This window comes from Limnoraphis robusta BA-68 BA1 (assembly GCF_034932365.1).
In the GTDB taxonomy this organism is placed as follows: domain Bacteria; phylum Cyanobacteriota; class Cyanobacteriia; order Cyanobacteriales; family Microcoleaceae; genus Capilliphycus; species Capilliphycus robustus.
On the sequence record NZ_JAYGHR010000063.1, the window covers coordinates 69,874 to 81,236 of the forward strand.

Annotated in this window: 8 protein-coding genes; 2 read left to right on the forward strand and 6 right to left on the reverse strand. The window is 38.3% G+C overall.

Annotation, left to right across the window (positions count from 1 at the left end):
• Positions 1–10 precede the first annotated feature (10 nt).
• The 5 genes from VB836_RS15595 to VB836_RS15615 all read right to left on the reverse strand — a co-directional run bounded on the left by VB836_RS15595 (position 11) and on the right by VB836_RS15615 (position 6,172).
• Positions 11–535: a hypothetical protein gene (locus VB836_RS15595; RefSeq protein WP_323220469.1), complete on the reverse strand. Its 525-nt coding sequence runs from the start codon at positions 533–535 to the stop codon at positions 11–13.
• Between the two features lie 77 nt (positions 536–612).
• Complete coding sequence (locus VB836_RS15600) at positions 613–3,330, reverse strand: dynamin family protein (protein ID WP_323220471.1); 2,718 nt, start codon at positions 3,328–3,330, stop codon at positions 613–615.
• A 565-nt stretch (positions 3,331–3,895) separates the two neighbouring features.
• Positions 3,896–4,762, reverse strand: a complete 867-nt coding sequence (locus VB836_RS15605; protein ID WP_323220473.1) for a 6-carboxytetrahydropterin synthase — start codon at positions 4,760–4,762, stop codon at positions 3,896–3,898.
• A gap of 108 nt (positions 4,763–4,870) precedes the next feature.
• Positions 4,871–5,566, reverse strand: coding sequence for a J domain-containing protein (locus tag VB836_RS15610; RefSeq protein WP_323220475.1), 696 nt, complete (start codon positions 5,564–5,566; stop codon positions 4,871–4,873).
• Positions 5,567–5,737: 171 nt separating this feature from the next.
• Positions 5,738–6,172: an RrF2 family transcriptional regulator gene (locus VB836_RS15615; protein ID WP_323220477.1), complete on the reverse strand. Its 435-nt coding sequence runs from the start codon at positions 6,170–6,172 to the stop codon at positions 5,738–5,740.
• Between the two features lie 371 nt (positions 6,173–6,543).
• Here VB836_RS15615 and VB836_RS15620 point away from each other — a divergent pair, with 371 nt between their 5' ends.
• Both VB836_RS15620 and VB836_RS15625 read left to right on the forward strand, forming a co-directional pair.
• A complete protein-coding gene (locus VB836_RS15620; RefSeq protein WP_323220479.1) occupies positions 6,544–7,044 on the forward strand; it encodes a hypothetical protein in 501 nt (166 codons plus the stop codon).
• A gap of 140 nt (positions 7,045–7,184) precedes the next feature.
• Positions 7,185–8,054, forward strand: coding sequence for an aldose epimerase family protein (locus VB836_RS15625; protein ID WP_323220481.1), 870 nt, complete (start codon positions 7,185–7,187; stop codon positions 8,052–8,054).
• 64 nt (positions 8,055–8,118) lie between these two features.
• Here the strand turns inward: VB836_RS15625 and VB836_RS15630 are convergent, their stop codons facing one another.
• The gene (locus VB836_RS15630) at positions 8,119–11,352 is read right to left on the reverse strand and encodes an amino acid adenylation domain-containing protein (RefSeq protein WP_323220483.1); all 3,234 of its coding nucleotides are present in this window, start codon (positions 11,350–11,352) and stop codon (positions 8,119–8,121) included.
• Positions 11,353–11,363 lie beyond the last annotated feature (11 nt).

Below are 11,363 nucleotides of genomic sequence, written 5' to 3' on the forward strand. Positions count from 1 at the left end.
AATCTCCTATTTATCGAGCGTAAAGAAAGGGTAATTGATCGTCATAATTAAATAGGCGATCAGATACATTAACTCCTGTTGCAATATTTGGTAATTTTTCAAAAGCATCACTTCGATCAATGGAAGTGACATCTTTAGCAAATCCTTTTTCGTAATTAGACAAACTAATTAACAAGAAGTATACATCATACTCAGATGTATCTAATACTTTCGATTTTTTCAGAAAATCATTAGTAGTATTCAACTTGAGAAGATCGGATTCTTCTCCCATCCATAAAGCTTGTGTAGCTCGGTACAAAGACCAACAGTCATCAGCTTTAATCTTTCCATTTGCTTTGATAGATTGGATTACTTTTTCTTGTTTGGCACTAACTACCAGCACTAGAAAATAATTTTTTTGTCCACTTTGACGATTGGTTTTACCACTTAGGCTTGTATCGGGACAATCATTGAAAGTCTTCTGTTCTTTATTTTTCTCTACTTGTTGATACAAAATAAAAAAACCACCAAAAAGTAACAAAAACAAAAGTTCCATGTTTAGAAAATTCCTATTTACAAGGTGAATGGTTTTCTGTGAAAAAAATACACTTCTACTGATTTTAAGTAAAAGTCTTATGAAGTACGAGATTCATTCTCTAAATTTTGACGAATCTCTAGTACAGAATCTTTACCCAATGTAATTTCGTCCCAACGCTTAACTTCTGCTTCAAAGTCACGTTGAATAATCTCTAATTGTTCCTGAAGTGAACGATTGACAAAATTGATAGTATCTTTAATTGACTGCTCAAACTCAAAGTCAACGTTGTTGAGATGATTAATCATCCAATCACGAAGAATATCCCATAACTTTTCCTTTTCTTTTGCGATACCTGCTGACCACTGACGAGCCATATTATCAGCATCAGGAAGTTCAAGTTTTTGGTATTCAACTTGTTCAATTTTATCTTTCCAGACCGTTCTGGTTTTCGTTTTCTTCTTAAAACAGCTTCCAGTCGTGTAATCTTCTTGTACAGCTTGTTTACCGACAACCTCTTTGTTTTTATTCTGGCTTTGTTTAATATTTACAGAAAAATCAAACAAATTCTCAGGTAAAGTCGGTGGTGTTTGAGATATCCGGTTTTTAAACTCTGCAATAATTGCTTCATCTAGTTTAAATTCGGGTAATTCTTGACAACATAAATCGCACAGTTCATTTACTTTTTGATTGACTAATGACTGCAAGGCATCTTCAAGCTGTTTCGCTTGCGCTTGTAGCATAAATTCAGCCCGAACAGATAACGCCTCTCGCATCGCCAAATAGAGCTTACGAACTGCACGTTCAGCGTGTTCTAGTTCTCGAAGTCCTTTACTATCGTCTTGACGTACCTCTTTAACCCAATAACCGGATTCGTGGGTAAAACCTTTGCAATTTCGACTGACTAAATCGTATGCTTTAGTAATGTTGCGTGCGTATGTTGGCGCAATCACCTCGTTGAGTTTTTCCTCTAGTTCATAGGTTCCCAGGTTATTTTTAAGCGCATTCCGAACAGTAGCAATCAGGTTGATAGTTAAATCAGCTTCAATTTCACGAAAAGCATCAATCAAATTTTGAAAGCCGTGTAATCCTCCATCTTTAGCAGCCATTCTGTAGATTTTAGCCACTTGATGTTGAGACGTAGGATCATGCTTTTTTAGAAGTTCTACTGTCTCATCAACTCCATTTTTAAAGTCTCGACCAAAACGATCAATCTCCTTAGACAAACGTTGACGACTGGCTTCGATTTTAGCTTGCTCTTTCTCGATTTCTTCCTGACTTTCTATTTTTCGTGTCTCGGCTAAAAGATTGATACTTGCTGTTAACGCATCGCAACTAGCGAACACTTGAAATAAAGCCGGTAAAATCACCAACTCTGAAAAAGACTCTTCTAACCGAACTCGTAGACGATGCCAAAGCTGTTCTCCTCCACTCCATTTCTGAGCATAGTCAAGAACTTTCCGCAGAGTGTTATCATCAATATTCTTTCCATCGGCTACTCGATATTCTAAGTTATGGAACCAACGTCGCAAGTTTTTATCTTCATCAACAAATTGTTTGATTGTTCCCGCACAATCTTGAAGCATTGCTTTCAACAATTTCAGACGAGTTTGTTGATCAACCAAAGATTTAGATTTTAGTGATCCTGGCCCCCAAGCACATTGAGCGTAGTACAAAAGTCGAGCATTAAAAGGCAAAATATCCGGTAAAACTTCCAGAGAGAGCGTCTCTTGAATTTCTGACTGTAGCTTACCAATGCGTTCTTCTAAAGGTACATCATCAGACCCTCGCTGATCGACACGATTGAGAATAAAAATCATGGAATCCGTTCGACCTTGCAAGTATTGAACAACTTGTTTCAGTTCTTCTAACAATCGCTTTCTGTGTTGATCATCGACTTGCAAATAGTCAAGCGCAACCAGACAAAAGGCTTTATTCACTTGAGATTGAATCACAGCCAGATTATCTCTATCTTGAACGGATTTGAGTCCCGGTAAATCAATTAATTCAACGCCAATTCCAGCAGGTAAACCGAGTAAACTTTGTTCCGATGCAGGGAAAAGTGAACCAATCACCGTTACTTGAGGAGCAATACAGATTTTTTGCTTTTGTCTGATTTCGTGATAAGCCGTCATTACACTGCGAATTCGAGTATATGAATCCTCATCACTTAATTCTTCCCATTCGCCTGTTTCCCAAGCTGCATTTTCAGTTGCTTCAACAATTAATTTAGACTTATTGTGATGCTGAAGTGTTAGAATACCTCCACTCATTTCACCCGCTTCAATAGGAGCAATTCGGCGCCCAATAAGCGCGTTAACAATGGTTGATTTTCCTGAAGATGTTGTCCCAATTGTGGCGATAGATAAATTTGGGGAGTCGAGTCTTCGTAATGCTTCTTGATGGGCTTGACGGAATTTTTCAAGTTGTGATTGAATTGTTTCATCTGTCAAAGCGTCAGGATACTTTTCAACAAGGTTTTCTATAGAGCAACCTAACTCTTGAAGATTGTTCTGAGTTTTCAAAAGCTTGATTTTAATGTCTAAGTTTCTTGTCTCGTCTTGTTGGACATTTTGAGCGGGTTTTGTTTCTGTAGTTTCTGAAGGTTTTGTACCTTTGTTGAATACAGATTCTAAGTGTTGACTGGCTTCTTCTTTAACGTTATTCAATTTATCAAGATGAGGTTCAACTGACTCTTTAACAAAATCTGAAGCTTGTCGAGAAGCACTTTCAACTGACTTACCCAATTCTTCTAGTTGTTGTTGAGCGAGTTTTTGAGCTTGCTTGAGCGTTTCTTGGAAATCTGGAAAAACCATTAGATTTTTGTCCCATAAATAAATAATTTGAACAATTCCTCAAGGTTTAACCCTTGAAATTGTTCTGTAGAGGTGACAACTGCGATGAATTGATTGTTATCTCTAAGTTCAAGATTAGCCTGAAAAGTTTTGGATAGCACAGAGTGTAATTACCGAACTTTGAGAATGTTTTGATGTTCAAAAAAACGGAGGGCTTCTCCGTAAAAATACGGTTTATTTTTTTTAGATTTTAATATCAAATTAAATTAATATATTTATAGCCATCTAAAATTTGACGTGATAAATTGAAAAAAGCTCGGTAAATACCCTGTTTTATCCCCCCTAGCCCCAGGGCTGTTTCATTCTAGACCCGAAATTTGATGACCTAACCCCCCAACCCCCTTCCCTGCAAGGGAAGGAGGAGTAATTAATAGTTTTAGATATTTAGTAATCAAAAAAAAGGCTCCCCTCGCCTTATAGGAGAGGGGTTGGGGGAGAGGTCAAAATACAATTTGAGTTCGACTTTGAAACAGCCCTGCCTTAGAAAGGGGGATTTAGGGGGATAAAGTCCCCTTTTTTCAACCCGTTAAACGGTTGCTAAAACAGGAGTTTGAATTACGCTTGAATCTGCGGGGGTTTCTGTGCAGTAAACTTCACAAGAATTATTCGGACTTTCGATCAGTTTAACTTTGTGTAACTGGGCGCCTAATTGACGAATGGGATTTTGTAGCAAATGACGAATGTAGACGGCGATATTTTCGGCTGTAGGTACGACTTTGGCAAAGTAGGCGATATCTTTATTTAAGAAGGTGTGATCAAAGGGTTCAACCACATAATCATCGATCGCCTGTTGTAAAGCGGCTAAGTCTACAATCATCCCGGTGCGGGGGTCAATTTCGCCTTTAACGGTGACTTCGAGATGATAGTTGTGACCATGACCGTTGGGACGGGCGCATTTGCCATAAATTTCGCTATTTTCCTCAAAGCTGAGGTCAGGGTGAGCGAGTCGGTGAGCGGCGCTAAAATGAGTGCTGACAGTTAAATAAGCTTCCATGCTGTTTCCTTGATAATCGGCCCAGAGTTTCGGATGTTCAAAGACTTGAATGTTGGTCAGGGGAAGATGGGACTCTAGACGTTGCCAAATGACCTGTGCTAGATATTCGGTGGTCGGTAGGGTGTGCTGAAATTCTGGCCAGACTTCGTTGAGGAAGGAAAAATCGAGTTGACTGGTCACTTCCCGTTTGATAACGTGTTTGACGTCCGACAGGTTCAACACCATCCCGTATTCGTCTAGTTGTCCTACCATTGAGATGTAGAGGACATAGTTGTGTCCGTGACCGGGGGCGCGAGCAGTCGGCCCAAATCGTTCAAAGTTCTCAGCTTCGCTTAATTCGCTCATCCAGTAGCGATGGCTGGCTGAAAACTCTGCCCGACGAGTGATAACGCATTCCATACAATGCACACCAACCATTAGTTGTTAAGTTATGTAAACTAATTTTAAACTTTTTTGTAGACAATTTCAATCTCCGAGGGATTTTAGGGTGTCAATTCACTTTGCTGATCAGATCATTTTCTTCATTTCATGCTGAACTTCTCGACGTAATCCTGAAGCCCTTCTAAATAATTCATGTCCGGTATGCAAACAAGAATCATCATAATTCAGGGTAAAAAATTCGAGTTCTTCTAGTCCATCACTGACATGATTAAGACAGTAATAAAGATGAGCGGCAACGCCTGCTACGTTGGCAGGATTTGGAACTGAACGAAATCGATTTTGAGCTTGCGAAAGAAGGTTTCGACAGGTTTCAATATAGATTTGAAAATCTTCCATGAGTTGGTCATCAAAGGGGTCAGCAGAGAGTTTATCGACTTCGGTTTTAAAGGGTTTAAGGATGTTGTCAAGGTTACGGTTTACGGGTTTATAAACTTGGTTCAGCCATTCCTCAAGTTGAGCATCTACGGCTTGTGCTGTTTTCCGACGCCTTCGGGTTTGAGTCGTTGAGGTTGTGGTTGCTGTGGGAGTGGAATAAGAGGAAGTTGTGTTTAGGTGTTGGTCGTAGGATTGACGCCTCTGAGGATCGCTTAAGACTTCGTAGGCTGCATTGATCTGAATAATTCGCTCATGGTTAGCGGTTTCACGCTGACTATCCGGGTGAAATAATTTCGCTAAACGACGATAAGCTTGTTTAATGTCTGATTGGGTCGCTGTCGGTTGAATTTCTAAGGTTTTGTAATGATTGGTGATTGATGTTTGCATAAATTTGATCTCGATTCAACGGTTCATGCTATAATAGACCACTAACATTTTATCTCGAAGATAAATGGTTAATAGCCCACTGTTTATTCTAGCGATTCGTCAAATCAATCGAGTTTGTTTGGAGCTAAAATTTTTATTTTTGAGCAATGATTAAAAATGGATTGGGGCAGCTTAAATATAATACATAAGATTGGTTTGTCGCTTGGCATCTAATTTTTCACACAAATCTTTTAAGGTATATTTCTGCCAAATTGAGTTTGCCATTTGATCCGCTTCTTGCCAGATTTCTCCTACAACCAGACTTTCGAGGCTTTTATGACGAGAGTTTCGGGTGGAGTCTGAATTCGACCCTTCCAAACAGACAACGACATCAAACAGGGTAATTTTCCAGGGTTCCTTTGCCAGCAAATATCCTCCCTTAGCCCCTCGTTGACTGCGAACCAGACCACTTCGCTTTAGCGTCGCGAGGAGTTGTTCAAGATAGCGCTCGGGAATATGATGCTGACTGGCAATTTGACGAATTTGAAGTGGCTCACTCTGGGGATAGTGAGCAGCTAACTCTAGCAAGGCTAGAAGTGCATATTGACTCTTACAGGACAATTCCACCAAATTAAGATGTAATACGATTTCACTTGTTTTCTAGTATACCCCGGTTACTTGCTCGGGTTAGTCGGTTTTTCTAAACTTGAAGATTAAATCAATTTTGTTCGGTTAATACCCATCTGGGCGGCTACGAGGTACAACTAAGATAGGGCGGTCTGCTAAATATTATCGGACAGTCCCTCTGTTTGACGGTTGGAAAAAACTTTCTCATCTGTTGCTTTTGTTTATGAGTCCGTTTATCCACAGGTTTTCAGACTTCTAGGTTCTGTGGATGACTGTGACTGAAAAACGAGTTGGGTTGCTGTAAATTTCCAGATATCGGAAATCAATGCAACCCGCAGAGAGAGAAGCCAAATATACAATCTCTAGTTGCTATGACTCAAGAACTTGACCAAACACAAAAACTCGCCCAAAAAAATACTAGAGCAACAGCATTTCTGACGTTATTTTTTCCCTTACTGGGTTATATTTATACCGGACGCTACAAAGCGCTGTTAGTGAGTCTAGGAATTTTTGTTGGCGTTGCTGGAATTTGTATAGCCGGAGATCCAAATCTTGAAGATGAAGAAGACTTTATTCTCGGTTTACAAGTTCTCTATGGGGTGGGGACTGCTCTTGAGAATTCTCGGGCTGTGAGTCAAGCCAAAAAACGTTTACAAGAGCCGAAATTTCCAGCAATTAACCCGGATCGCCAGAAAATTCAACTGTTGAGATTAGCAAAGGCTCAAGGGGAAGTTACTCTCGCAGATTGTGTGTTAGAAATCAATTGTTCTGCCGCAGAAGTTCGTTTGCTTTTGGACGAATTACAACGGGAAGATTTAATGATTGTAGGAAATAGAGAGCGTGATGGTGCAGTGGTTTATCGGATTATTTAATGTGGGTTGAAATCCTGAAAAACTGAATAGCGTGGTTTCAGGGTGATTCGATCTGAGGAATTCTTCAAAAAATAGGAGAAAATACACCTAAAAGCCAATTGTATGAGAGGCTAGTAACTGTTGTTTTTGGTTAACTACTCATGCCTGCGGTCACTGTCAAACAGCAGCAATATCAAACCTACATTCTTTCGGATGAAACTTTTTCCTCTGAAGTTTCCGTGGTTCCAGAGCGAGGGGGAATTATCACAGACTGGCGTATTGGTGAGCATGAAATTTTTTATTTAGATACCGAGCGCTTTAGTGATCCTTCTCTATCCGTGCGGGGTGGCATTCCTCTATTATTCCCAATTTGTGGAAATTTACCCAATGATACCTATAGCCTGAATGGACAAACTTATCAACTAAAGCAACATGGTTTTGCTCGAAGTTTACCTTGGGAAGTCACAAATCAGTCTACAGAAAATGGTGCGAGTTTAACCGTTAGCCTGAAAAGTAATGATCAAACTCGTGTCGTTTATCCGTTTGATTTTGAGTTGAATTTTATTTACACATTGCGGGGTAATACTCTAGAACTTCGTTATTGTCACAAAAATTTATCTGAGGAACCGATGCCGTTTGCAACGGGTATTCATCCTTACTTTACGGTGATGAATAAAAATCAATTAGTTTTTGATTTACCCTCAACTCAGTTTCAAGCGAAAGATGATGATACCATACAAACCTTTTCAGGAAAGTTTGATTTTGAGCAAGATGAAATCGATATCGCGTTTTTCAATTTATCTAAATCTTCTGCTATCGTGAGTGATTCGAGTCGCAATCTCAAGCTAACTTTCAACTGGGATGATCGCTACTCGACTTTGGTTTTCTGGACGGTTAAGGGGAAAGATTTTTATTGTTTAGAACCCTGGAGTTCTCCTCGCAATGCTTTGAATACAGGAGAGTTTCTGCTAACGGCTGAACCGGGTGAAACAGTGGAAACCTTTATCACTATTACGGCTGAGATGGGTTAAATTTCTGATAGATTTTGTAGAGGGCAGGTTGATCATCTGTCCTTTTTTTTGAAAAAAATTAGTGTTATATTTCCATTTCTTTTCGATTTCCTTTTTGAATAGAATCTGATTGTGAAAATTGCTGAAGGGTCATTTGCATCGTAGAAATTCGTTCTGCTAAACTATAAACAGTCGGTTTTTCAAACAAGGTTCGCAAAGGGATATCCATTTTAAAGGCTTCACGCAAGCGAGAATTTACCCGAGTTGCGAGTAATGAATGTCCTCCGAGTTCAAAGAAGTTATCGTAAATTCCGATTTTTTCAAGTTTTAAGACTTCTTGCCAAATGATAACGATTTTTTCTTCTATTGGGTTTTGCGGTGCAACGTAAACTGATGTTTTTTGATTGATGTTTTCTAGTTTAGGGAGTGACTGTTGATCGAGTTTTCCACTGGGAGTTAAAGGAAATTTATCTAAGGTGATAAAATGACTAGGAATCATGTAGTCAGGTAGCTTTTCTGCTAAAAAATCCTGTAGTTTTTGATTAAACTGTTCAAGTGTACTGAGTGGTTCTTGAAGAATAATGTAAGCTACAATATATTGATCATTTAAGTGATAATTCTGAGCGATTACTCGACAAGCTTTAATGTCTGGGTGTAGGTTTAATACCGTTTCTATTTCTCCCAGTTCAATTCTCAATCCCCGAATTTTAACTTGATAATCGAGTCGTCCTAAATATTCTATATTTCCATCAGCAAGATATCGCACTAAATCCCCTGTTTTGTATAAACTATCTGATATTTTTTGAGAATTAAATGGATTAGGAATAAATTTTTCAGCCGTTAATTCTGGACGGTTATAATAGCCTCTCGCTAGTCCAACACCGCCAATATGCAATTCTCCGGGTACGCCTATAGGGACAGGTTGTAGATGAGAATCAAGGATATATATTTGAGTATTTGCAATGGGATAACCAATGGGAACAGTTGATAGTTTGCTATCACGAATACACGTCCAAGCGGTGACATCAATGGCGGCTTCTGTAGGGCCATAAAGATTATGTAATTCGGCATCAAAGTGTTTAAAGAAGAGGTTCTGAAGTTCAAGGGTTAAAGCTTCCCCGCTACAGAAAACTTGCTGGATTGATTTACACTGTTTTAAGTCTTTTTCCTCTAAGAAAGCTTGCAGCATTGACGGAACAAAATGCAGGGTTGTAATTTGTTTATCAATAATTGATTTTACTAAATAATGACTATCTTTGTGACCTTCGGGTTTAGCCATGACTAAACAAGCACCATTCAGCAAGGGCCAAAAGAACTCCCAAACGGAGACATCAAAGCTAAATGGTGTTTTTTGTAAAATGCGATCGCCGGGAGTTAATTGATATGTATTTTGCATCCAAAATAAACGATTACATAATCCTTGATGGGTGTTAATAACTCCTTTGGGTTGACCTGTTGAACCGGAAGTATAAATCACATAAATACTATTTTGAGGTGTGGTGTTAGTTATCGGGTTCAAGGATGGCTGTTCACTGATTTTATCCTGTAAAGTATTATCTAAAGTAATGATTTCCGCTTTTGTATGGGAGATTTTATCTAATAAATGAGACGAGATTAAAACGGTAGAAACTTTAGCATCTTTTAAGACAAACTCTAGTCTGTCTTGGGGATAAGATGGATCGAGAGGAACATAAGCACCTCCGGCTTTGAGAATTGCCAAAATTGCGATTAACATTTCTGGGGAACGTTCAACACAAACCCCAACGAAAGATTCTGATGTAATTCCAAGATTTTGTAAATAATGGGCGAGTTGATTAGATTGATAATTTAAGGTATGATAAGTTAAATATTGGTTTTCAACAACAATTGCGATCGCATCGGGGTTTTGTTCAACTTGGGCTTGAAATAATTCATGTATACATTGAGTTTCAGGATAGTCAACTTGAGTGTTATTCCAGTCAATCAATAGCTGTTGTTTTTCAGTTGTAGTTAAAAAGTTAAATTCTCCCAAGCGTTGTTCAGGATGAGTGATTATTTCTTGGAGTAAGATGCTAAAATGTTCTAAAAATTGGTTAATTGTTGTAGGTTCAAATAGATGACAAGAATATTTTACTTTTATTGAAAGTTCAGAACCCAGTCCAACTAATATTGTTAGTGGAAAGTTTGTCCATTCAACTGAATCGACATTCTGAATGTTTAGAGTTTTATCTTGTTGTATTAAAGTTTTATCGATTGGATAATTTTCAAAAACTAAAATTGTTTTAAACAGAGGTAAGCCAGCAGGAATATCACTCCATTTCTGAATTTCTAATAAAGATGTGTATTCATATTGTAAAGCTTCAGACTGTTGGTTTTGTAATTGGTTTAACCAGGAAATTAAAACCGCTTGACCGGGAACTTTGATTCTAACAGGTAGAGTATTAATGAATAACCCAACCATTGATTCTACTCCGGTTAACGCAACCGGACGACCAGAAGAAGTTGCGCCAAAGAGAATATCTTCCTCACCGCTATAACGACTCAAAAGTATTGCAAAAGCACCTTGAATAATGGTGTTTAAAGTTAGCTTATTTTTTTGAACAAATAATTGTAATGCTGATGTTGTAGGTTTAGAGAGTTTAACCTGTTGTTCTTCTGGTTGGTTTGTGTGAGAAATAGAGTTTAAATTTTTCTCGATTCTTAAAGATGTCGGAGTTGTAAACCCTTTTAATTGTTCTTTCCAGAATTTATGAGCGGTTGATAAATCTTGTTGAGACAACCAAGCAATATATTCGCCATAGGGAGGAGATTTGGGTAGAGAAAACGATTGTTCTTCTAATAATGATATATAAATGTTCAAGACTTCTTTAATCACTAATCCTGCTGACCAACCATCCAGAATTAAATGATGTTGAGTCCAAATTAGTTTATAGATATTATCAGTCAGTTGAATTAAATTTAGTCTAATTAGAGGAGGTTTTTTCAGATTAAAGTTGTGTTGGCGATCTGTTTTTAGGAAGTTTTCTAAGAGTTGTTGCTGTTCATCGGCTGATAAATTTCGCCAATCTTGTTGATACAAAGGTAAGTTAACCTGACGATAAATGACTTGAAAAGGTTGTTCTCGACGTTCCCAATGAAAAGATGCTCGTAGGCTTTGATGTCTGGTAATAACCTGTTCCCAAGCTTGTTTAAAGAGTTCAATTTTTAATAAACCTGTGAGAGTGAGACAAACTTGAGGAATGTATTCACCGGAATCTGGAGAAAGTAGGGTGTGAAATAGAATCCCCTGCTGCATCGGGGAAAGGGGATAAATATCTTCAATATTTTTATTTTGATTCATTTTAATTAGGG